The following is a 22,714-nucleotide window of genomic DNA, read 5'->3' as shown; positions in this document are numbered from 1 at the left end:
CTGCCACGCGAGGCGGGAGAGAGCCTGATCTGGGCGGGCTTCCCGGATGCCGGAATCCTGGTACAGCGGACGGCCGGACTCCGGGCATGGCGGACTGCGGTCATGGGGGACTGCAGGCCGGTGTGAGGGACGCCGGTCATGACGGAGTCCGAGAATGAGCAAGGCCCGGATGACGGAAATCGCCGGGGACGCAATCTGACTCGAGGCGTTACGGGCTCCAAGTGCCACCGTTGTGCCGTTGCGTACCGCAACAGGCAGGGGATACTGGACTTGGAGCTCGTGTGGCAGGCGGTCCAGGTGGCAAGTTCTCACGGCGATGGCCCGCAGCCTGGACGATTGATCCTTTGCGGCTGATGCCGGAGTGAATGACAGGCAGCGTATTCGTCAGGAATCCTTCATGTATGGGCAAGTGCGAGCAGTCATCGATAACGCGCCGATCGCGATGATCAAGGTCAGCGTCTATCGCGATCGGACCCTGCTGGGAAAGACCTACACCGACGACGAGGGCCGATACACCGTGGAGTTCCCCAAGGGTGAATTGGTCACAATAAGGTTTGATACCCATCACTCGCTGACCAATGCCGAAGATTGGCACCCCTCGGTGGTCGCCAACGTGATGGCCGATGACGACAGTCCATTGGATCGCTATTTGCTGAAAAGTGGTCATGGCGTCGATCCTGAATCGGCCATGGACGCTCTCAACGGGTATCTGTTCGCTACAGAATGGGAGGATGCGGATTACGCTCGAACGGCAGCGTCCCGCCTGTCAAGGCTCAAACAAACCAGTACGGCACTCCAGGAAATCCAGCGCACGCTCCAGGAACATTTCGGCGCACAGACTTAGATGTCCAGAGTGTCCGGAACTCGTCCGAGAGTGTCGGTGAAGGCGGGGTCAACGACCCCGACGATGTCTTCGCCGTCCGCCAGATGCTTCTCCGACACGGAATCAGAACCTGCCCCGTCCCGGATTCGCTGCGTGGAGTCTGTGAACTCGAGCGCCCTGTACTACGACGGCCATCGAGATGGCGGTGGTGCTATCCAGGACGCCGGGTAGAGGTGCGGCCGCGGCGCCGAGCACGAACTGAATGCTACGGAGCATGCCGGAAGCGGCTCCGGGGGCATCGCTACCGACCGCGAGGATGATGGCGGTCGACGCGGGCAGCAGCATTCCGAACCCGGATGTCAGGCCGAACAGGCAGGCCCATGTGGTGGGGAGCGTGCTGATGCCGGTGGCGAGCAGGGTCATCAGCGTGATGATGGAGACAACGGCGATGATGAGCTGATGCCTCTGGGCCTCGCTACGCATGATGCCGAGGCAGCGCCGCTGTTCCTGGCCGACAAGGCGTACCCCTCATGGGCGATCCGGGAGCACCTGCGAAGACCGCGACCATCTATCTGGCCGGACTCCACAGCGCGGGCACCTTCCTCTGGTCCGCACGATGAGCCAACGAAACGCCCCCGTGGTGGGGCGGGGTAGTAGTGCGGTCTCGGTAGTGCGTCTCGCTGGATTTCTGTCACGCCGTGCTGTCTGCTCGTTCGTAAACGCTGATGTGGCGCCAACTTGCGGCGGTGTACGGCTCGCCGTTCCAGCCACCCCACCGTTCGCGTAGCCGGAGTCCAGCGATGCGGGCCATGAGGTCGAACTCGGGCGGGTGGGCCAGGCGCAGTCTGATGGGGGAGAGCCTGATCCCCCCACTGCTGATGCGGATGTGGTTCAGGTCGAGGACCTGGGTCAGCGGGTCGTACCGACCACCATCGAGGTCGACGTACTCGAGGCCGACCTGCTCGGTGTCGAGGTATTGATGCCCGGGGCGTGAGGGCGCAGTGGGGATGCGGCATTCGACGACGAACACGCCGTCGTCGGTGAGATGGTTGGCGGCGTTCTGGAAGCATCGGACCTGGCCTTCTTGGGTGAGCAGGTTGCCGATCGTGTTGAAGACCAGGTAGGCCAGCCCGTAGGTGCGGCCGGTGGTGACGCGGGACATGTCGCCCATGGTCACGTCGACTCGATCGCCACCTGGTTTCTCGCGCATCCGGTCGACCATGTCTTGCGACAGTTCGATCCCGTCCACCCGTACCCCGGCTTGCATGAGGGGCAGCGCGACCCGGCCGGTGCCCACTGCGAGTTCCAGAGCGTTCTGTTGCCCTGCGAGCTTGGCCAGGAATTCGACGGTCTCGGCCTCATCACCGCGTGGATGGTCGTCATACCGCTGGGACACCTCATATCCGAAGCTCGTCTTGGGATCGAATCCCTCCACGTGGCGCTCCTCTCATGATCAGCCGAATTGCTTGGCCAAGCCTGATGCAAGCTCGTGTGTCCGGGCCGGACCTTAGCGCCGAAGTTCCTTACATCGCTACGCATTTAAGAGCTGGGTAACGCCCGTCCGATCTTGACCAGCGACCGGTTTACCAGGCCACATCGGTCCGGAGGGCGGTCATCGTGCCGACATCCTGCCGCTCAGGTGCGTTTCCGCCGCCCCGCCCGTTCTGTTCCACCTCGCTGCCCCCATTTGCCGGGCCTGTTCCTGCTCGGCGGCGGCATCCTCCAGAGCCTCCATGACGTCCTTGCCGACGAGCATCCCGGCGGCATTGTGGTGAGCGCGGGCGGTCGTGAAGTCCACGCCGACCAGGAGCAAGTGGGTCTCGCCCCCGGGGCCGGGGTGTACTCGCCTTCGGCAGGTACGGCTCGATCAACTTCCACTGCTCGATGCCCCCACAGCGGGGCCGACGGAGTTGCTCAACCGAATCGACAGTCCCCGCATGCCCTGGACCCGGGCGAGTTGTTCCCACGTCGTGATCCGGGTGGGAACGCGCCCACGGCAGGCATGAACACCGCATCCACCACACCGAAGAGCAAGGCGAGTGGTATCAGCAGCCCTATCCCCGGCGCGGTGAGCACCAGTACGGCAGCTGAGGCCAGGATGACCAGGCAGCGGGTGGCGTCACTGACCGCGGCGACCCGCCGAGGGCCGAACCGGTCGGCCGCCACGCCCCCGATGAGCATGAACACCGCGCGGGGGAGAGCTCCGGCCGAGACCACCAGGCCCGCCTGCGACGGACCAGCCGTGCGGGTGGCGGACCAGGACAGCGCCAGGAAGCAGACCACATCGCCGGTGACCGACGCGGTGTACGCGGCGAGCCAGCGCAGTACGTTGCCGTCCCGGTACGCCGGCCGCGCGGCGGCTATGGCCGGGCCTGTCACGACCCGACGGACCGCGGCGCGACCGTGCCCGGCACCGGGAACATCTGCACCTGCACCGCCACCGGTGCGTGCCCCTCCGAGTCCTGGCCCTGCGCCTGTCGGTACCGGGAGATCACGGCGAAGACCTCGTCGCGCAGCCGGGCGACATCCTTCGGGCTCAGTCGCAGGACGAAGTCCCCGAAGGTGCTGACGTCGGACCACTCCTCAGGCAACAGCGGCACCTCCTGCGCCGCCGTGTGCAAGCGCTCCACACAGGCGAGGGCCACGGCGTGCGCAGAGGCGCGTCCGGCCGCCCGCTGCTCGGGAGCCCGGGATGCCGGATCGTGGATCGACGGACGGTGGGCGGCCTTCCACCACCGTTCGCGTCCGGTGCCGCGGCCTGGTTCCTCCATGATGAGCCCGCCCGCTGCCAGGCGACGCAGGTGATAGCTCGCAGCCCCGGGATTGATGCCGAGGTCCTCGGCAACCCTGGTCGCAGTCGACGGGCCACGCTCGCGCAACAGCGCGAGCACGTTGATCCGCAGGGGGTGGGCCAGCACCCGCAGAGAGGCGGTGTCCAGTTCGCTGTCCGGCCCCGAGGCCGAGTGGGGTGAGGCGGCAGAGGAAACAGCCATGTGCCAAGGCCAGACCTACAACATTTCTTTCGAAAGAGTGGTGGTGAATGGGCTCCACCGAGCGGCGATCAGCCCCTGGCCTGACGTTCTCAAGATTCCTGCCGACCGGGGACGGACGGTGAGCTGCGCGGGACCTGGTGCTCCAGTGATCCGCCGGGTTGCATGACGCTGCTCGGCTGTGATCCAGAAGGTCGAGCTACTGACTGTGGCGATGGTCACGTACGTCTTCCGGGCCCGTTGCGTAGGCTGGCGTCGGCCGTTCGTGGCGGGGCAGCCCAGGCGCCGGCAACAGCTCCCGGCACCCCGCAGATATGGCCTGATGCACCGTCAGGAAAGTCGGCAGTCGGTCAGCAAGAGTCCTCAAAAACTGGCGAAAGCTGCCCGGACATACGACTGGCCGTAGGGTGAGGGAACAGCCCTTGACCTGCAAAAACGCAGGCAGGGAGCTTACTTTCAGGAGTGCTCAGATGTTGCGTAGCATGTTCAAGTCCAAGATCCACCGAGCCACGGTGACCGAGGCCGATCTGCACTACGTGGGGTCGGTCACCATCGACGCCACGTTGATGGAGGCCGCCGACCTGCTGCCCGGCGAGCTGGTCCATATCGTCGACATCGACAACGGTGCCCGCCTGGAGACGTATGTCATCGAGGGCGAGCGGGACTCGGGTGTCATCGGTATCAACGGGGCGGCGGCCCATCTGGTGCACCCCGGGGACCTGGTCATCCTGATCAGCTATGCCCAGGTGGATGAAGCGGAGGCCCGTTCGCTGCGCCCGAAGGTCGTGCATGTCGACGCCGACAACCGGATCGTCGCCCTGGGCGCCGACGCCTCCGAGCCGGTGCCCGGCAGCGATACCTCACGCAGCCCGAGGGCCTCGGCGGTCTGAGGGGCCGGCGGCCGGTCCCGGGTCCTGGGGCCGGCCGAGCACGGCGCGCCCCAGCGGGGCGGTGTCCGAGCCGTGCCTCGCCTCGTGCACGTCCGGGATGCCGCGCACAGGCTGCCGCGGAGCCCGGCGGAGAGCAGCCCGACAGCCCGACGGGAATGTCAGTCCCTGTGGCGCCGCAGTGTCATCAGGCCATGCCCACCGGGGCGAGCGATGACGCCACCCCGGTCCGGGTCGCCCGCGAACCAAGCGCCGTCCTCCAGCTCGCGCGACCAGTACTTGCGCCGACGCCACGTACGGGCGGCCATCACCGGCGTCCAGTCCGGTTCGCTGCCGCTGCCGCTGCCGCTGCCGCTGCCGCTGTCACCGAGCCTGAGCTGTACGCCGGTTCCCGCACCGACCTTCGCTTCCTTTCTGCGGACCACGGCACACCACTGCCACGGGAAGGACGTCAGAACACCCCGGACGTGACCCATCCACCGCACCGCCTTGGCCGGCCCGACCAGCAAGAAGGCAGCGGGTATGAGCAGGAACGCGGCAGTTCCTTCTATGAGCTGCGAGTCGGTCTCGACCACTTTCGCCACGACAAGCAGAGCCAGCCATACCCCGACCCTGACCAGGAGGCTGATGAGAACTCTCCGGCGAGCCCGCTCAAAGGCGTGCCGGGTGGCGGGATCGTCAAAGGCGTACTTGGCCAAGGGGACCGGAACTTCTACCTTCACGCGTGCTACTCCTGCTCGTCGGGTCAGGCCCCGTGATTATGCGGCATGGCCGCCGCGCGGTGGGCGCTCGGGCTGATGCCCCGCAGTCGTTTGAACGCGCCGCTCAGGGCGAAGGCGTTGGCGTATCCGACCTGGCGGGCGACCGAGCCGATCGTGGCTTCCGGCCGGCGGAGCAGATCCGCGGCCAGCGAGATGCGCCAGCTGGTGAGGTAGGACATGGGCGGTTCGCCGACCAGTGCGGTGAAGCGGCGGGCGAGCGAGGCGCGGGAGACCCCGGCCTTGGCGGCGAGGGACGCGACCGTCCAGGGGTGTGACGGGTCGTCGTGCAGCAGGCGCAGCGCGGTGCCGACGACCGGGTCGCCCAACGCGCGATACCAGCCGGGGGTGTTGGCCTCGGGCCGCTCGAACCACTCGCGCAGCGTGGCCACCAGCAGCAGGTCCAGCATCCGGTCCATGACGACCTGCTGCCCCGGAGCGTCCCGGGTGATCTCCGCCGCAACCAGGTCGAGGACGGAGCAGTGCTCGCTCTCGTCCGGGACGGTCAGCAGCGGTGGCAGCGCGTCCAGCAGCCGGTCGCAGACATCGCCCCGGGCCTGGTACGTGCCCATGAGCAGCGCATGCGCCCCGTTCAGGCTGTCGCCCCAGGTCCGTGGGCCCAGACACGTCTCCGCGGAGAGGTCGTCCCCCTTCGGGGTCAAGCAGTGGTCCGCGCCGTCGATCAGGATGCGCGGCGGGGTCGCCGGGTCGTCGGCGACGGTGTACGGGACGGGGCCGCGCAGCACCGCCATGTCCCCGCGCCCGATCGGCGCGGGCTCCAGGCCGTCGACCATGATCCAGGCGTGGCCACGCAGCATGGTGACCACGGTGAGCGGTGCGCCGTCCACGAAACGCAGCGACCACGGGGGATCGAGAATCGACTGCGAGAACAGCGCGCTGCGCGCCCGGGTCTCGTACAGGAGGTTCTCAAGAGCGTCCATGGGGCGAGATTACGTTCCCGGAAGAGGCTCGGTGAGACGTAGGGATATGGATGTGAGCGTGACAGCCATGGCTCGTCTCATTCGAGGCCGGTTGACTGCGGGTATGAGCAAAAAAGAGATCTTGGTTCTGGGCGGTACCGGCAAGGTCGGCAGCCGTGTGGTGGCGCAGCTTCAGGAGCGTGGCGTGCCGGTGCGGGCGGCCTCCCGCTCGGGGCGTACGCGGTTCGATTGGGATGACGAGAGCACCTGGGGCCCGGCCGTCGAGGGAGTGGACGCGGCGTTCGTCGTCTGCCTGGAAGGGCGGTCGGACTCGAGTCAATTGGCCCGGGCCTTCGTCGAGTTCGCGGTGTCCAAGGGAGTGCGCCGACTGGTGCTGCTCTCTGCCAGGGGCGTGGAGAACCACCAGGACCTGCTCGTCCCCGAACAGTCGGTACGGGCGTCCGGCGCCGAATGGACCATCCTGCGCCCCAGTTGGTTCGCACAGAACTTCACCGAGCTGCCGCTCTTCACGGCGGCCATCGAGGCCGGCGAGCTCGCCCTCCCCACCGGCGATGGCCTGGAGCCCTTCATCGATGCCGAGGACATCGCCGCCGTCGGTGTAGCGGCCCTCACCGAGGAGGGGCATGCCGGGCAGACGTACGAGATGACCGGGCCGCGGCTGCTCACCTTCGAGACGGCCGTGCAGGAGATCGCCACGGCGACGGGCCGCGAGGTCCGGTTCGTCACGTTGGAGCCGGAGGAGTACACGGCACGCCTCTCCGCGCTGGGCGCGAGCGGTGACGAGATCATGCTGATGGACGGCCTGTTCGCGGCCATCCGCGAGGGTCGGCAGGCCCACCTGTCCGATGGCGTCCCACGCGCGCTCGGGCGCGAGCCGCGCGACTTCGGCGCGTACGTGGAGCGGGTGGCTGTCGAAGACGCCCATAGGCGAGCCGGTACGGACAGCGCGCGCCCGGCGTGACCCCGCCACACCGCAGGTGCGCCGCGCGGGGGGTGCGGGACGGCACGTACGCACCACCCTCTGGCGGCCGGGCCCGAGCCATGCTCCGCGGGCCACGCTCACCCGGCTTCGGCCCCGGACAGGCGCAGCACCACGCCGGCGTCACCATCGACCCGTACCCGTTGGCCGTCCGTGAGCCGGGTCGTGGCATGGACGGTGGCCATGACCGCGGGAATTCCGTACTCCCGGGCCACGATTGCCGCATGCGAGGCGACACCGCCGGTGTCGACGACCACCGCGGCGGCTCTGCGGAACAGCGGCGTCCAGGCGGGGCTGGTGTAGGCGGCGACCAGGACGTCTCCGTTGCGCAGGTTCGCGAAGTCTTCCGCACCGTGGATGACCCGGACCGGGCCGTCCCTGAGGCCGGCGCTGCCCGGTGTTCCGCGCAGCACCACGTCCCCGCTCGGCTCGCTGACCGGGTACGCGGTGACGAGCGGTGTGCCGGCGAGGCCGGCGCGTTGGGCCTTGCGCTGTGTCGCGCGCTCTCGGAGGTCGGCGCGGAGTTCCGGCGCCGGTGGCCAAGTGGCGGAGAAATCAAGCTCGTTCAGGCGTAGGTGGAAGACGTCCTCGGCGGTGTCGAGCACTCCGGCGTCGACGAGTCTGCGGCCCATCTCCAGGAGCGCTTGCCGCATGGTGGGCAGCGGGAGGACCAGCAGGAAGCGTGTGTCGTCACGGACTTGCTGAAACCAGCGGGCCTGCCGCAACAGTGTCCGGACCGCCGTCCCCAGCGAAGCCGGTCCCCGGCGGAGCAAGGGGTGGGCGAACAGCGCCTGTTCGGCCTGCTCGCTGGGGTGCGGTCCGGCCGGCGGCGGGGGCTGGTCGGCGAGTCCCTTCAGGATGCTCAGGACCACCTCGGGTTCGTCCTGCCACGCCGGCTGGGTGAGCAGGAGTGGTGTGGTGGTGTCACGGTGCCCGTAGCGGTCGAGGAATGCGTCGAAGTCGGCGAGGAATGACGGGGCCGAGGGGCGGAGGAGGGCGAACAGTTCGTCGGGGCGGTGACGGGCGAAGGCTTCCGAGAGGCCGGGGTCGGCCCGGACGATGGCTGCCATGTCCTCCAGCGCGCGGTTCGCGTCGGTGGTGAAGGTGTCGACGCCCGAGAGCAGGGCGCCCATCAGCCGGCGGCGGTGAAGCACGGTCAGGGCTGCGTACAGACCCGCCAGTGCCAGGGCGGTACGGGGAAAGTAGCGCAGCCGCAGTTCCACCCCGTCGGCCGCGATCCTCGGCCCCTCCTTCAGCAGGGCCAGCAGCTCCGGCCAGGTGGCGCCGCCGATGTCCCGTCCCCGGAGTTGACGGGCGCGCCGCTGCATCGCGTCGACCAGCGGATCGGACCGCCACCGGCCGGGGTCGTAGCGGCGGGCGGCACGGACGAGGCGCACCGGTGCCGTCAGCGCGCGCCAGTTCAGCCCCGGCAGCGTCGGCTCCACGCGGGCCACCACGCCACCCTCCTCAACGAACATCCGGTCCAGAGGCGGCCCCGTGAAACCGGTGGCCCGCATCAGCTTTTCGATCGAGCCGACCAGCGGGGCCGCCCATGCCGTGATGTCGATCGGGTACGGGCGGATCGGCACGATCTCGGCGAGGATCCCGGCGGTCAACCGTTGGATGCGCCCCGGTTCGACGGGTTGCTCGGGCAGCGCGGTGATCGGGCGGGTCTGCAGTACGTACGCGGTCCCTTCGGCCCAGGCCCATTCGATGTCCTGCGGCCGGCCGAAGTGCCGCTCGACGTCTGCGGCGATCCGTACGAGCCGCCACACCGCAGGCGTGGGCAGTGCCGACTCCGCGGGGCGCTCGGCGACCTGCTCGGTGCCGCCCTCCGCGCGGGGACGCACCAGGACCTCGGCACGTCCGGCGCTTCGGCCGACCACCCGCGACCGCCGTTTGTCGACCACGATGTGCTCGGGGGTGACCAGCCCGGAGACGACCGCTTCGCCCAGTCCCGGGTTCGCATCGATGATCAGCGTGTGCCGGTCGCCGGTCACGGGGTCGCTGGTGAACGCGACCCCCGCGAACTCGGCGCGCACCATGCGCTGCACGACCACGGCGATCCTCGCCCGACCGTGGTCGATGCCGCGGCTGTCGCGGTAGTCGATGGCGCGGGCGGTCCACAGCGAGGCCCAGCAGCGGCGGACCGCGTCGAGCAGGTTCTGCTCGCCGATGACGTGGAGAAAGGTGTCCTGCTGACCGGCGAACGTCGCGTCGGGCAGGTCTTCCGTGGTGGCGCTGGAACGCACCGCGACCGCGCCGCCGCCGAGATCCCGGTACGCGGCACGCACCGCCTCCGACACGTCCTCCGGAACGGCGGCTTCCACGATGGCCGCGCGGATGGCCTCACCTGCGGCCTCTCCTGTGCTCCCGCCCGCGGCCACGCCGAACCCGCTGAGGTCCGGCGGCCGGTACGCCGCGGTGGTCACCACAAAACCGTGTGGCACCGGAAATCCCCCGCGGACCAGCTCTCCGAGGTTGGCGGCCTTGCCGCCCGCGCGCTCCACATCGCTCCGGGGCAGCCGATCCAGCGGGACGACGTAGTCCTCGGTCATGGTCATCTCCCTCCCTGGGGTTTGCCCCCTGGGGCTGGCCTGGGGCTTCACCAGGGCTTCCTCGGGGTGTCCGCAACGTACGGTCGTCCGGGCGTCCGGAAATCCAAGCCTGCTGTCTGCCGTCGCGGGGTGCATCTGCCATGCGGGTGGAAGGGAGGGCGGGGAGCCGAGTTCGTGGGCGGCGAGCGGGCGGCGAGTGGCCGGTGTGCCGACTGCGTGGTCCGCGCGGCGAGCGCACCGAACCCCTGCACCGGACCGCCCACGCGCACGGCCCCCTCCTGGCCGTACCCCACAAACTGCTGCTCGGCGTCCCCACGCGCCTCCAGGAAGGGCCCATCAAGGGGCAGCCCAGCCCTTCAGCGATCTGCGACGGGGCTGTCGTCGCTCTGCGATTCGGCCGTTGCCGAACGAGGTCCTTGCCGAAGAGTGAGTGCGCTAACGACGGTGACCGCCATCACCGCGGCACCGAGCCAGGACGCTGTCGTGTATCCGGCATCGGTGGGGAACACCGAACCAACCGGAGTTCGGGCCGCCAGGGTCAGGCCGCCAAGAGCGCTGCCGATCGAGAAGCCGACGCTGCGGACGACCTGGTTGAAGCTCATTGCGCTGGAGGTCTCCGCTGCGGGAGTGACGGCGAGGATGGCAGCCGGCATAGCCGCCGAGAAGACACCGACGCCCAGACCCAGCACGCCCATTACCGCAAACGAGAGCCACAGCTGGCTCCGGGCCAGGGCGAACAGGGCCAGCGCCGCCAGCACGGCCGCGCCCCCAAGTACAAGAACTGTCGCCGGAACAAGCCGCTTGCGCAGCGGCCGCACCAGCTTCCCGCCGGCGAACCCCAGGACGGAGAAGGGCACCAGCACCAGGCCCGCGACGAAGACGTCGACGCCGAATCCGTAGCCGGTCGACTGTGGCGTTTGCACATAGCGGGTGACGAGCGTCAGCAGCAGGTACATGCCGATGCCGCCGAGCAGCATGACCGCGTTGGCCCCCGCCACCGCGGGATTCCGCAGGAGGGCGAGGTCCACCAGCGGGGTGGCGCATCGGCGTTCGCGGCGCACCCAGGCGCCGATCAACGCGGCTGCCACGGCCAGGAGCGCGGCGGCAACCGCTGGGTGATGGGTCCATAGGGTGGACTGACTGATCGTCAGGAGCAGGGCTATGAGGCCGCCACCCAGCAGCGTCGCGCCCGGCACGTCGACGGCCGACGCGTGGCCGGTCGGCGGCTGGGGTACGGACCACCAGGCGGCGGCGAGCGCGACTGCGGTGATCAGCAGGCCGAGCCCGTACGCTGCGCGCAGTCCGGCCACGTCGGTCAGCAACCCGGCCAGCGGGTAGCCGATGCCGATGCCGACGGTGGAAGCCACCGACAGCAGCGCGATCGTCGGGCCGGAGTGCTCGGCAGGCAGATGGTCGCGGGCGACACCCATCATGAGCGCCGTGAGCCCCAGCCCGGCCCCCTGAGCCACCCGGCCGACCAGGAGCCAGCCGAACGACGGCGGTACCACCGTCAGCAGACTGCCCACCCCTACGACGGCCAGGGTGGCCAGGATGACCTGGCGGCGGCGCAGGCCGGTGCCCAGCCGGCCCAGCACGGGGGTGGCGACTGCGCCGACCAACAGCGGGGCGGTGAGCGTCCACTGCGCGGCGGCCAGCGAGACGTCGAACTCGCCCGCCACCGAGGTGATCAGCGGTGCGCCGAGGCTGCCGACGACGGCAACGACGAGCGCGATGAACATCAGCGCGGGCACCAGCCGGCGCCCGGCAAGGGCTGGGGGCGTGCTGCCGCTCGTGGTCATTGGTTCGCCTCGGTGGTCAGGTGTGAGAAGAGGCCGGCGTGGATGCGGGTGGTCGCCTGACGTGCCCAGCCGTCGTCAAGGTCCGCGGCGGCGAGGGCGGCGTTGGTGTTGAGGAGCATTCCGTACGCCATGAAGGTCTTGATCTGTACCGCGTCCAGGCCGGTGGCGTCGCTGACGGTCTGCCACAGCCGGCCGAAGCCTTCCCGCACCGCCTCGCGCACCTCGTCATCACCGCACGCGGCGAATGCCTGGAGTTGGAGCAGCAGCAGGGTGTGGTCCTTCAGGCTGTCGTTGTAGCGCCGGCCCATCGCCGCCAGCGCGTCGAGGCCGGACGCCGAGCCTGCGGATGCGGCGAGACCGTCCGCCATCGCGGCGAAGGCGCGGCGGACGACCTCGAGGAAGAGCTGCCTCTTGGTGCCGAAGAGGCGGAAGACATAAGCGTGCGTGATGCCCGCCTTACGCGCGATCACCTCGGCCGACACCCCGTGCAGGCCGTGCACCGCGAACTCCTCCGCGGCGATCTTCAGCACTTGCTCACGGCGGTCAGCGCCGGCCAGCCGCCTGCCACGCCCTGCGGGCACGGTTACCTCCCGAGTGGGAACTAGTAAGTCACCTGTAACTTTCCCTTGCAGGCCACCGACGAAGAGGCCGCCGTATTTGGCCCCCACGCCTTCTCCGACGGCCGCCGGCAGCTTCCTGCGGCGCGCGGTACGCGATGTTGAGCTGAGCGGCGGACGGGCTCGGCCACCACCGTCTCGGCGCCGCGGACGCCCGCCTCGCGCCACGGGTCTTCTTCGAAGAAGTCCTGTGCCTGGTCGAGGAGTTCGCGCCCGCCGGGGCCGTCCCGGCGACTGACCTCCCCATTCGGAAGCCGGTCAGATGTGGCCCTGCCGCAGCGCATAGGCGACGGCATGGGCGCGGTTGCGCAGGTGGAGGCGGGTGGTGATCCCGTGCAGGACGTTCTTGACGGTGCGTTCGGAGTACGAGAGCCTGCCCGCGATCGCGCCCGTGTCCAGCCCTTCGGCGATCAGCCGGATGACCTCGATCTCGCGCGGCGCCAGCCCTGCCGGTGTGCTGGGCCGGTCATCGGCGCTGCGCTGCAGCTGTCCGACCTGATGGAGCAGCCGGGTGAGCAGATCCGAGGGCAGGTCCCCCTCGCCCCGGGAGGCCGCCAGCACGGACTGGTACAGCTGGCGGGAAGTGGCCTGGTGGCGCCAGAGGATCGCGCCGACGCCGCACTCGATGACGGCGAGCAGCTCGGCCTCCCGGATCTGGTCCGCCACCAGCACGATCCGTGCCCCGTCGATCCGGACGAGGCGGCGCAGCTGCGGGATCGTGGAGTCGTCCATCGCCGCGGTGACAACGACGGCCACCGCGGCCGGGGGTTCCTCGTCGCCCTCCACCAGCCGCACCCCCCGATGCTGGCTGAGTTGGCTGGTCACGCCGGCCAGGGAGATCGGATCCGGAGCGCGGACCATGACGGGTATCCGCCGCTCGGTCTGATCCTTGGTTGCCTGCATATGGGTTACCTCGTCCTCTGGAGCCCCGACTCAGGCCTTGCCCCGCCCGCGCCTCCGGTGCGTCGCTACGGCCCAGAGTGCAAGAGCTGTCCCTGGCCTGCCGTCTCTGGGCCGGCCGCGGCCGGTCCGGGCGGTGAGCGTCTCCCACACCCTGATGAATCGGGAATATGGCGAATCGTGCATGAATCGTGTGGGAAGCGCGCGCAGTCCAGCGCCATGTCTGAACGCTCCGGGCCCAGGAGCGTTGGCTCCGGGACTCTTGAGGGTGGCCCCCGCCGCGCGCTTCCCTCCCCGTTGCCGGGCCGGTTCCGCCGGACCGGTCAGTGCTGTCGCCGGCTTCCGCGCCGCCCCCGGCCGCAGCGGCAGCGGACGTCCGGTCGGCCTGGGAGGTGTCGTCGATCCGGCAGGACGTCGGCGAACGGCCCGCGAGGAGAGGGGCGGTGGTGGCCAGGGTGGGTGCGGAGGCGGTGCATGGTGGTACGTCTCCCCGTTGGGCATCGGTGTCGGTTGAGCGGTTGGCGAGCAGGCCGATACTGCAGCTGATCGGCACCGCGACGGCGAGAACATCGCCGCTGCGGAAGCGGGGTGCGCGGTGCGGCTCCCGGTTCGGCAATGCCGTGCACAGCCTGCGGGGCGGGCTGCGCACGCCGCAACGAATCCGGGCCAATCAAGAATGCCGGAACGCCGAAATAGGCCTTGAGCTGCGGAAATACCCTTTGCCTGGAACGCCTTCCTGGAACGCTCTCCTGGAACGACGCCCTTCCGATCGACGATGCCGGGGAACTCCGGGCGGAACCGACGTGGCGCCGGCGGAGGCAGCCGTGCCGCTGCCCTGGCCCGCGGGGGAGACCACCGCTCGGCCTCGCCGCCAGCGGCTCCGTACGGCTGATGACGGGCGAGCGACCAGCGCTCAGTGGACGACGGCGCGCCGGTCGAGCGCGCCCTGTCCCGAGACCAGAACAACGGGGGTCCTCCGTGCGGAGGGTGGGAATGCCGGTGGTGTCGGCGGAACGTCCGTGGCCCGTGTGGCGAGGCCGGGGGAGGCCGTGCGGTTGCGGGAGGTCTGGGTCATGCCGGTTCTCCTGTGGTGGCCGAAGTGGGGGTGCCGTGGTGCAGGCGCCAGGTGTGGTCGATGCGCATCGTGGCCTGCTGGTCGGTGTCGTAGGGCTGCCAGCCGGGGTCGCCGTGGGTGGCGAAGGCGACCCAGGCCGCGTGCGTGCGGGCCGCGAGGTCCGCGACGCCACGGTCCGGCCGGTCGGGGCCGAGGAGGGCGTGGGCGCCGTGCAGCGCGGGGAGGCCTGCGTGGTCGAAGACGAAGGGCAGCTCGACGCAGTGGCAGGCGCCGAGTCGGCCATCGAAGGCGGTGGACCGCCACGCGAAGGTGTAGGCGAAGGTTCGGGTGCCGGGGAGCGTGCTGTGGGCGTCCGCGAGTGCGCGGCTGCCGTCGACGTACAGGTCGGTCATCAGACGGGTCGCCAACTCGCCCGGCCCGGCATCGGGGTGCCGGTTGCGGTAGTGGGCCAGCAGGGCCTCCGGCCGGGCGGAGCGCCGTGCCGCGATGGCGGCCAGTGCGTGGGTGGTCATCGAACTGATCGCGCCGCCGGGGACGGTGTAGAGAGCGGCCTCGTCCGCGGTGGTACCGATCAGGAGCTCTGATGCCGTCACCGGCCCCGTGCCGTCACGGCCGGCCGTGCGGAGGGCGAGTGCGGGCTGTCGCTCCAGCAGGACGCCGTCGATCACGGGCTTGAGGGGGCTGTTGCCCAGGGACGGATCGAGGTGTCCGGAGAGTGCGGGACCGGCGGGCGGGAGGTCTTGCAGGGCGGCGGTCAGACGGTTGTCGTCCACACCGTGGAACGCTTCGGCGCGGGGCGGCAGTCCGAGCGTCGCACACACCTGGCGCGTGATCGCGAGGCTGTGGCTCGTCGGTACGGCGCACAGGCCGTTGCCGCTCTGACTGATGGCCCGGCGGAAGAGTCCGGTGGCCGGGGGAGCGGCCAGGAGAGCGGCCACGATCATCGCGCCGGCGGACTGACCCGCCACCGTTACGCGGTGCGGATCGCCGCCGAAGGCCGCGGCATTGTCCGTCACCCAGCCCAGTGCGGCGATCACGTCGAGCAGGCCACGGTTCTCCGGAGCGCCGGGCAGACTGAGCCAACCCGGAACGCCCAGACGGTAGTTGAGGGTGACGAGGACCACTCCGTCGCGTGCGAACGGTCCTCCGTCGTAGAGGGCTGCCCGGCCGGTGCCGGAGAGGAAGCCTCCGCCGTGCACAAAGACCAGCACCGGCAGTCCGCCCGCGCCCGGATCCGGCGTGGTCACGGTGATGGTGAGGTAAGCGTCGCCCGGTATCGGCGGTGGGCCGGTGACCGGGCTGAGGTCCATGCCGCCGAAGCCCTGGCGGACCGGGGCCGGCGCGGTAGGGCCGGGCCGTGTGGCGTCCCGGACGCCGTCCCAGGCGGGGGCGGGGCCGGGCGCCGTGAAGCGGGCCGCGCCGATGGGCGCGGCGGCGTACGGGATCCCATGGAACACCTGCACGCCGTCCTGGTGCAGGCCGCGTACCCGTCCGCCGGTCGTGCGCACGACGGAACCGGGCCGTGCGCCGCGCGGCTGCGCGGTGCTCCGGTGAGTCACGTCCGGCCGGTCGGTACCGCGGTGGGCGCCGGTCATGCCGTCGCCTCCAGCGACACCCAGGAGCGGATGGCGAACCCGCTGCCGGACCGTTCGACCCGCATCCCCGGCCGCTCACCGCGCAGGTGGGCCGGGAAGACGATCCGCCCCGCGTCGGCCGCCTCGCCGAGGACCCGGTGGCGCGAGTCGCGTGCACCCGCGGGGTCCTCGCAGAAGCAGCTGTTGCAGTGGGGCTCCACCACCTGCACCGGATTGTGCAGCAGGTCTCCCACGAAGGCGGCACGGTCCTGGCCGGAGGAGAGGAGAACGACACACGAACCCGGGGTGTGGCCGGGGGCCGGGGCCAGGGTCAGGTTCTCGTCGATCACGAACGAGTCCTCCCACAGCGTCGCCAGGCCCGCGCGAACGACCGGCTCGACGCTGTCCTCGAAGACGTTGCGGTTGGCTGCCTCCATACGGCGGGTGTGGTGGTTGGCCGGATTCCAGAAGTCGTGGTCGGCGCGCGGGAAGAGATAGTGGGCATTCGGGAAGGTCGGCACCCACTCCCCGTCCACCAGGCGGGTGTTCCAGCCGACATGGTCGGCATGAAGGTGCGTGTTGACCACGACGTCGACATCCTCCGGCCGCACACCGGCGGCCGCGAGGCGCGCAAGGTATCCCGTGTGCAGCTGGTGGAAGGCCGGCATGGCGGGGCGCTCCTTGGCGTCGCCCACCCCGGTGTCGATCAGGATCGTCCGGCCGGCGCTGCGCAGCACCCAGGTCTGCACACACGACCTCAGCAGTCCCGTCCGCACGTCCCAGAAATCGGGGGCGAGCCAGGGCCGGTGGGCCTCCCAGACCTCGCCCGGGATGTCGCCGAACATCTCCTCCGGCGGCCGGGTCGTGCCGTCGTACTCCACCGTCCGCAGTACCGAGACGTCTCCAAGGGTGATCGCATTCATCGCATTCATGGGTTCTCCTCACGGGCGGGTGGTGGCAGATGCGGGACGCACCCGCCGCGCTTGCCGCAGGTGCGGTGCCTGTGGGCACCGGTCGCGTTGTGTGCCGCTTTCATGCGGGCGGCGTGCCCTGTGCGCCGAATTCCTGCACGCTAGCACGCGACGTGCTGGATTGAGGCGACCAAGTGTCGTGATCGGGCGCAGATCACGCTGCTGATGCTTCATCCCCGCGCAAGATTTCTCCTGGTGCCGGATTCCAGCAGATCCTCGGCTAGGGTCGACAGCCGACGACAGCCGACGACAGCCGACGACAGCCGACGACAGCCGACGACAGCCGCGGAAGACGAGATGCCAGGAGCCATGGAGGACACCGTGATCGACGACATCGATCTCGACTTGATCGCCGCACTGCAGACGGCTCCCCGGGCGTCCTTCGACGTGCTGGCCCGCGTCCTCGACAGCTCGGCCCGCACCGTCGCCCGCCGCTACGCACGCCTCGTCGACGAAGGGGCGATGCGGGTGATCTGCGAAATCGAGTGGTCGCTGCTGGCCGAAGGCCTGCCCGCCACCGTGTGGATCGGCACCGAACCCGGGCGGGCACACGAGGTGGCACGAGCCCTCGCCGCGCGTGCCGACACCCCCTTCGTGTCGCTCGCGTCCGGGGCCGCGGACGTCTTCTGCATGCTGCACGGCCCCACCCGGGCCGACACGACCCGGGCCCTCACCACCGAACTGCCCGCGGTGCCGGGAGTCCGCGCGCTGCGTACCGAGTGGATGCTGCGCCGGCTCACCAGCACGTCGGCCTGGCGCCTCCCTCGCCTGACGCCTGGTCAAATCGCCGCGCTAGGGGGGCAGGACACCGTCCGGCCTGCCGCCCACCCGCGTGACACACCGCTGAGCGGCCTGGAACGCGACACCGTCGCCGTACTGCGCAACGACGCCCGGATGCCCTTCTCCACCCTTGCCCGCACCCTCGACATCACCGAGTCCCGCGCCCGCCGCACCGTCGCCGCCTTGCTCGAATCCGGCCTGTTGCGTCCGCGAGTCGAGGTCGATCCACAGGACATCGGCTACGCGGTCGAGGTAGTGCTGAGCATCGGCTGCCGCCCGGGCGCCGTGAAGCGCCTCGCCGCCTCCCTCGCCGACCACCCGGCGACGCGATTCCTCGCCCTCACGGCGGCCGCTTCGGTCTTCACCTACGGAGGGGTCTTTCGTGACGAGGAGCACCTTGCCGACTTCCTTACCGGCGGTTTCGAAGGCAGCGAGGAAGTCACCTCCCTGGAATGCTCCCTCCAGCTGGAGGTGTTCAAGCGGTACTGGACGGCCCGCCCTTGAGGCCTGGTGCGACCGGTATGGGCCGTTGGGCGTGTCTCAAGGGCCCCGATCGGCGGCCGAGCGGATTGGTGCGAACATGATTCGCACGTACGGGGCGACACAGGCCATAGGGGACCCACACGGTCACCAGAGGTCGGCCACCCGGAGAATCCGGGATGGGGTGGGGGTATGGGCGTTGTCAGGGTGGTTGAAGCGATGGTGTTCGGCGGACTGCACGTGTGCGGTGCGCGGGCGGGGAGGGAGTGACAGTGGGGGCGGCTGAGGAAGCAGCTGGGGTCGCGGCGCTGCTGAAGGAGTGGAAGGACCGCTCCGGGTACAGCTACGGGGTGCTCGCGAAGCGGCTGCACATGAGCACATCGACGCTGCACCGCTACTGCAACGGCGACGCGGTGCCGACGGAGTACGCACCGCTCGAGCGGCTGGCACGGCTGTGCCGGGCGACGCCGGACGAGCTGGTGGAGCTGCACCGGCGGTGGATCTTGGCGGATGAGGCGCGTCGGCGCGAGCGGGACCGTAAGCAAGGGGGCAGGGACGCGGCGGTCGTTGGCGCGGGTGGGGAGAAGGTTGCCGAGTCCGAGTCCGAGGCCGGGTCCGAGGCCGGGTCCGTGACTGCGCCCGGGGCCGAGGCCGAGCCCGTGCCGGAATCCGGGGCTGGAGCCGATGCCGGGTCCGGTACCAAGTCCGAGGCCAAGGCTGAAGCTGAGGCCGAGCCAGAGCCCGGAACCGTGCCGCCGACGGTCCCCGTTGCCGCGCTCGCCGCTTCCGTTTCCGCTTCTCACCCCGATCAGGCCGCCGAGATCACCCCCGAGCAACGGTCCGTGCCCCAGGTGACGCCCGCGGGCGGCCGACGGCGCATCGCGTTGGCCGCCGGGATCGCCGTGGCCGCCGTGGCCGCGTCCGCCGCGCTGGTCGCAGGAGTGGTCTCCGGTGGGGGCGGCGACGGCCGCAAGGTGGCAGCTCGGGCTGCCACGAGCGCGGAGAGCGGCAGCAAGACGGCGAAGACCGCGGGCGGCCGGTCGGCGTCGGCGTCCGCGAAGCCGCCCGGTGCGGGTGGCGCGAGTCCGTCCCCGTCCCCGTCCTCGTCCCGTACGCCCGGTGGCAAGGCGTCCGGCGGAGCCGACGACCGGGCGACCGGTCCGGGCACGGCCGATCGGGTCGGACTCCCGGTGAGTGTGGATGTCCGCCCGTACACCTGGGAGACCCCGTGCAGCCAGCGCTACTTGGTCGATCGGGACCCGAGCCGGATGCCCCCGCCGCCCACCGAACAGGATGCCCGGGGCTGGATCTCGGCGCTGAGCGCGGTCTCGGCGGACAGCCAGCTGGTTCAGTTGTCGGTGCAGGGTGCGGGTGACGCGACGGTGGTACTGCATGCCCTGCGGGTGCGAGTGGTGGGAAGTGCGGCGCCGCCCGCCTGGACTGCCTACAGCATGGGTGTGGGCTGTGGCGGCAACATCACGCCCAAGTCGTTCGCGGTCTCCCTGGACGCGGCGCAGCCGCAGATCGCGCCGCAGGGCGGACAGCGGGACTTCCCCTACAAGGTGAGCAAGCGCGATCCCGAGGTCTTCGAGGTCGCCGCGCGGGCCGAAAACCGCGACGTGCGCTGGTACATGGAGCTGGAGTGGTCCAGCGGAAACCGGCACGGCACGCTCCGGATCGACGACAACGGGGAGCCATTCCACACCAGTGGGATGGCCGGCCGGCCTCAGTACGACTACCCGCTGGGCGGCAACAACGAATGGGTCCCCGCCCCGAAGGAGAACGGCTGAGCCCGGATCCGGCGCTTACGCCGGTCCCGGGCCCCGGCCGAGCTCAGTGACGCCCCTTCACCAGGTCAGCGCATCCTCGGCGGTGGACTGCCAGTAGGTGACCCACGCCGAACTGTCGGTGGGGATACCGCCCTTGGGCAGCGGGAGCTGCACGGAGGAACCGGTGGAACCGTTGCCCGCTCCGTTGGCAAACAGGACGCCCAGGGTGCGGGCGGTGTGGCCGCCGTTGCCCGTGCCGTCCGCGGACTGGTACATGATCCCCGCGTACGCCGACTCGCCCGGTGCGAGCGTGATCACGGCCTGCGGCTTCGACGCGTCTTTGAACGGGGTGGCGGCCTGGCCGTCGTCCCAGCGGAGGTACGGGGCGTTGTAGGCGTGGCAGGGCACAGAGCCGGTGTTGGTGGCGGTGAGGAGCATGTGGTTGACGGGGCGATCGACCTTGGTCGCGGTGACCTTGACGTGCGCGCCGGCGCAGGCTGCGGTCGTCTGGCTTCCGGAACCCTTCCCGGCGGTCTGACCGGAGCCGTTCTTCCCTTCGCTCCCGCCGCCGGAGGAACCCGACGAGCCCTTCGACGACTGACCGTCCTTGGCCCCTCCCTTCGCACCCGATGGGGACGGGGAGCCGCCCTGGCCGCCGGTCTCGGGCAGGGAGGACGCGGCCGGGGCCTGGCTGCCGGTGTCCTTGGTGTCGTTCTCGCAGGCGGTCAGCGAGAGGGCGGCCGTCAGCACGGCGGCGGAGGCGACGAGGCGGGTGGCTCGACGGGCGATGCGCATGGTGAGTGGGTGCTTTCTTTTTCGGTTGGGTCGGGTCGGCATACGTGACGTCAGAGACGGCGGACGACCAGGAGGAAGACGGTCGCTGCGGATGCGGCGAGCACCACCAGGGCCACCGCGTCAGTGACGTCGACACGGCGGAACCGGCGGAGCCGGAAGCGGGTCCGCATGGTTTCTCCCTTCGGCCTGAGGTCGTCGGTGCTTGCCGTCCTGAGCTTGCGACGCCCCCCGTCCCAGCCGCCAGGGCCACCGGGGAATACGGGACGCCGGAACGTTCATACCGCCCCTGACCTGCGGGAATGAAGCCGCCCTGGAACGCCGCACAGGGACGCGGCCGGTGTGGGCGGAGACCAGGAACACCGCCACGTACCAAGCCGGACTCCACTTCGTCGGCGTCTTCATCTGGTCAGCGAGTTCCGGATTCCGTCCCGAACTCATCCATCCGGTGAGTCACTTCGGCACCATCCGTTGCCCGCCGTCCCCCGTAGCCCATACCTTGAGCGGCCTGAATCCGGTTCAACTCGCCGCTCAGCGGCGGGCTTCGGAAGGAACCCCCCACATGCTCAGACGCATATCCATACGGACCGCCGCGGCCGCAGGTCTCGCCGCCGCGGCGCTGACCGCCACAACAGTCGCGGCAGCCACGGCCCAGGGCGCAACAGCCGCCCCGACTCCCTCGCCTCACACCCAGCAGATCGAGTACTTCACGGGCGCCGGCGGTCACCCCCGGCACACCACCGTTCCGGCCTCGAAGCCGCTCTCCCGGTCCGAGAAGGCCGCGATCGCCGCCGGCGATGGCGATGTCACGCCGATCGTGCAGAACGGCCCCGTCGACAAGAAGCTCGATGTGGTCGTCATCGGCGACGGCTACACCGCCGACCAGCAGGAGGATTTCCACGCCGACGCCCGCGCCAAGTGGGCCAAGATCACCGCCGTTGAGCCCTACGCCTCGTACACCGGGCTGTTCAACGTCTGGGCGGTGGACGCAGTCTCCAACGAATCTGGCGTCTCCGGCGACCCGACCCAGGACGTGGTCCGCGACACCGCCCTGGACTCCGCCTTCTTCTGCGACGGCATCGAGCGCCTGCTCTGCCTCGACACCGGCAAGGTCGAGTCGTATGCGTCCAAGGCCCCGGCCGCCGATCTCGTCATCGTCCTGTCGAACTCCGCCAAGTATGGCGGCGCGGGCTACAACGACGTGTCCTCGCAGGTCGGTTACGACGGCATCGCCACCGCCTCCTCGGACAACGACCAGTCCGACCAGATCGCGGTGCACGAGACCGGTCATTCGCTCGGCAAGCTCGCCGACGAGTACGACTACGGCAAGCCCGGGACCTACACCGGCCCCGAGCCGAAGGAGGTCAACCTCACCACGCTCTCCGCCGACCAGATGACCTCGCAGCAGCAGAAGTGGTACCGCTGGATCGGCCAGGAGTCGCCGGACGGCGGCCAGGTCGGCGCGTACGAGGGTGGCGGCTACTACCAGTACGGGCTCAACCGGCCCACCGAAAACTCGATCATGCGGACGCTCGGCCGCGAGTTCAACCTCCCCGGCCGCGAGGCGATGATCGCCGGCTTCTACCGCTACGCGAGCGCGCTGAGCAGCCCGGTGGCCACCGACCGCGCGCTGCGCCGCGGGGACCGTATCCGTGTCACCGCGCCCGCCTCCGCGCAGGTGAAGTGGTACGTCGACGGGCGCGAGCGCAAGGCCGCGCGCGGCAGGACCTCGGTCGTACCGCGCACCCTCGGCGTCCCCGCGGACGGCCGCGGCCACACGGTCACCGCCCGTGCCACCGACCGTACAGGTGCGGTCCGGGACCCAGCGCTGCGCAAGCTGCTGTCCGGGGCGCTGAGCTGGAGGGTTGCGCCCTAGGGCCTGTCCGATGGGTCATGGCCGGGCCCGCGGGGTCTGGCACGGCACCTCGCGGCGTTGCCGAAACGTCCCAATAGCTCCGCTATCGAGACGCTCCGGCGCCTTGCGATGCACCGCACCAGACCCCGCGGCCTTTCCGACCCTG

At 70.1% G+C, this 22,714-nt stretch carries 20 protein-coding genes and 1 pseudogene; 6 read left to right on the top strand and 15 right to left on the bottom strand.

Annotation, left to right across the window (positions count from 1 at the left end; genetic code table 11):
* The first annotated feature begins 361 nt into the window (after positions 1-361).
* Positions 362-844: a carboxypeptidase regulatory-like domain-containing protein gene (locus tag AB0D04_RS34415; protein WP_362711314.1), complete on the top strand. Its 483-nt coding sequence runs from the start codon at positions 362-364 to the stop codon at positions 842-844.
* A gap of 102 nt (positions 845-946) precedes the next feature.
* Here the strand turns inward: AB0D04_RS34415 and AB0D04_RS34410 are convergent, their stop codons facing one another.
* The 5 genes and pseudogenes from AB0D04_RS34410 to AB0D04_RS34390 all read right to left on the bottom strand — a co-directional run bounded on the left by AB0D04_RS34410 (position 947) and on the right by AB0D04_RS34390 (position 3,816).
* Positions 947-1,306 carry a hypothetical protein gene (locus AB0D04_RS34410; RefSeq protein WP_362711313.1) on the bottom strand — a complete coding sequence of 120 codons (360 nt, stop codon included), beginning with the start codon at positions 1,304-1,306 and terminating at the stop codon, positions 947-949.
* A gap of 208 nt (positions 1,307-1,514) precedes the next feature.
* Entirely contained in the window at positions 1,515-2,258 is a 744-nt protein-coding gene (locus tag AB0D04_RS34405; protein WP_362711312.1) for a class I SAM-dependent methyltransferase, read from the bottom strand.
* Between the two features lie 177 nt (positions 2,259-2,435).
* Positions 2,436-2,621: a hypothetical protein gene (locus tag AB0D04_RS34400; protein ID WP_362711322.1), complete on the bottom strand. Its 186-nt coding sequence runs from the start codon at positions 2,619-2,621 to the stop codon at positions 2,436-2,438.
* 93 nt (positions 2,622-2,714) lie between these two features.
* Positions 2,715-3,202: pseudogene (locus AB0D04_RS34395) on the bottom strand (MFS transporter); the annotation flags it as partial.
* Positions 3,199-3,816, bottom strand: a complete 618-nt coding sequence (locus AB0D04_RS34390; protein WP_362711311.1) for a winged helix-turn-helix domain-containing protein — start codon at positions 3,814-3,816, stop codon at positions 3,199-3,201. The pseudogene AB0D04_RS34395 and the gene AB0D04_RS34390, both read right to left, overlap by 4 nt.
* A 467-nt stretch (positions 3,817-4,283) precedes the next feature.
* Between AB0D04_RS34390 and panD the strand changes: the two genes are divergently transcribed.
* Positions 4,284-4,703 carry an aspartate 1-decarboxylase gene (panD, locus tag AB0D04_RS34385; protein WP_362711310.1) on the top strand — a complete coding sequence of 140 codons (420 nt, stop codon included), beginning with the start codon at positions 4,284-4,286 and terminating at the stop codon, positions 4,701-4,703.
* Positions 4,704-4,861: 158 nt separating this feature from the next.
* On the opposite strand, the gene AB0D04_RS34380 is transcribed toward panD, so the two are convergent.
* On the bottom strand, positions 4,862-5,422 hold the full coding sequence (locus AB0D04_RS34380; protein ID WP_362711309.1) for a hypothetical protein: 561 nt from the start codon (positions 5,420-5,422) through the stop codon (positions 4,862-4,864).
* A gap of 23 nt (positions 5,423-5,445) precedes the next feature.
* Positions 5,446-6,399: an AraC family transcriptional regulator gene (locus tag AB0D04_RS34375; protein WP_362711308.1), complete on the bottom strand. Its 954-nt coding sequence runs from the start codon at positions 6,397-6,399 to the stop codon at positions 5,446-5,448.
* Positions 6,400-6,502: 103 nt separating this feature from the next.
* Between AB0D04_RS34375 and AB0D04_RS34370 the strand changes: the two genes are divergently transcribed.
* The gene (locus AB0D04_RS34370; protein ID WP_362711307.1) at positions 6,503-7,360 is read left to right on the top strand and encodes an NAD(P)H-binding protein; all 858 of its coding nucleotides are present in this window, start codon (positions 6,503-6,505) and stop codon (positions 7,358-7,360) included.
* A gap of 98 nt (positions 7,361-7,458) precedes the next feature.
* Here AB0D04_RS34370 and AB0D04_RS34365 read toward each other — a convergent pair whose 3' ends face one another.
* The 7 genes from AB0D04_RS34365 to AB0D04_RS34335 all read right to left on the bottom strand — a co-directional run bounded on the left by AB0D04_RS34365 (position 7,459) and on the right by AB0D04_RS34335 (position 16,824).
* The gene (locus AB0D04_RS34365) at positions 7,459-9,936 is read right to left on the bottom strand and encodes a PEP/pyruvate-binding domain-containing protein (protein ID WP_362711306.1); all 2,478 of its coding nucleotides are present in this window, start codon (positions 9,934-9,936) and stop codon (positions 7,459-7,461) included.
* Positions 9,937-10,292: 356 nt separating this feature from the next.
* The gene (locus tag AB0D04_RS34360) at positions 10,293-11,735 is read right to left on the bottom strand and encodes an MFS transporter (protein ID WP_362711305.1); all 1,443 of its coding nucleotides are present in this window, start codon (positions 11,733-11,735) and stop codon (positions 10,293-10,295) included.
* Positions 11,732-12,316, bottom strand: coding sequence for a TetR/AcrR family transcriptional regulator (locus AB0D04_RS34355; protein ID WP_362711304.1), 585 nt, complete (start codon positions 12,314-12,316; stop codon positions 11,732-11,734). The genes AB0D04_RS34360 and AB0D04_RS34355 overlap by 4 nt, the downstream gene beginning before the upstream one ends.
* Positions 12,317-12,610: 294 nt before the next feature.
* Positions 12,611-13,255, bottom strand: coding sequence for a response regulator transcription factor (locus tag AB0D04_RS34350; RefSeq protein ID WP_362711303.1), 645 nt, complete (start codon positions 13,253-13,255; stop codon positions 12,611-12,613).
* 910 nt (positions 13,256-14,165) lie between these two features.
* Complete coding sequence (locus AB0D04_RS34345; RefSeq protein WP_362711302.1) at positions 14,166-14,327, bottom strand: hypothetical protein; 162 nt, start codon at positions 14,325-14,327, stop codon at positions 14,166-14,168.
* The gene (locus AB0D04_RS34340) at positions 14,324-15,922 is read right to left on the bottom strand and encodes a carboxylesterase family protein (protein ID WP_362711301.1); all 1,599 of its coding nucleotides are present in this window, start codon (positions 15,920-15,922) and stop codon (positions 14,324-14,326) included. Before AB0D04_RS34340 ends, AB0D04_RS34345 begins: the two co-directional genes overlap by 4 nt.
* Positions 15,919-16,824, bottom strand: a complete 906-nt coding sequence (locus AB0D04_RS34335; RefSeq protein ID WP_362711321.1) for an MBL fold metallo-hydrolase — start codon at positions 16,822-16,824, stop codon at positions 15,919-15,921. Before AB0D04_RS34335 ends, AB0D04_RS34340 begins: the two co-directional genes overlap by 4 nt.
* Before the next feature lie 357 nt (positions 16,825-17,181).
* Here AB0D04_RS34335 and AB0D04_RS34330 point away from each other — a divergent pair, with 357 nt between their 5' ends.
* Both AB0D04_RS34330 and AB0D04_RS34325 read left to right on the top strand, forming a co-directional pair.
* The gene (locus AB0D04_RS34330) at positions 17,182-18,156 is read left to right on the top strand and encodes a winged helix-turn-helix transcriptional regulator (RefSeq protein WP_362711300.1); all 975 of its coding nucleotides are present in this window, start codon (positions 17,182-17,184) and stop codon (positions 18,154-18,156) included.
* Positions 18,157-18,404: 248 nt separating this feature from the next.
* On the top strand, positions 18,405-19,922 hold the full coding sequence (locus AB0D04_RS34325; RefSeq protein WP_362711299.1) for a helix-turn-helix transcriptional regulator: 1,518 nt from the start codon (positions 18,405-18,407) through the stop codon (positions 19,920-19,922).
* Between the two features lie 57 nt (positions 19,923-19,979).
* Here AB0D04_RS34325 and AB0D04_RS34320 read toward each other — a convergent pair whose 3' ends face one another.
* Entirely contained in the window at positions 19,980-20,696 is a 717-nt protein-coding gene (locus AB0D04_RS34320; RefSeq protein WP_362711298.1) for a DUF4232 domain-containing protein, read from the bottom strand.
* 559 nt (positions 20,697-21,255) lie between these two features.
* Between AB0D04_RS34320 and AB0D04_RS34315 the strand changes: the two genes are divergently transcribed.
* Positions 21,256-22,569 carry a M64 family metallopeptidase gene (locus tag AB0D04_RS34315; protein WP_362711297.1) on the top strand — a complete coding sequence of 438 codons (1,314 nt, stop codon included), beginning with the start codon at positions 21,256-21,258 and terminating at the stop codon, positions 22,567-22,569.
* The last annotated feature ends 145 nt before the right edge of the window (positions 22,570-22,714 follow it).

The organism is Streptomyces sp. NPDC048483 (genome assembly GCF_040651455.1).
Taxonomy (GTDB): domain Bacteria; phylum Actinomycetota; class Actinomycetes; order Streptomycetales; family Streptomycetaceae; genus Streptomyces.
The sequence above is the reverse complement of the archived record's forward strand: the minus strand, read 5'-3'. Positions and strand labels throughout refer to the sequence as shown.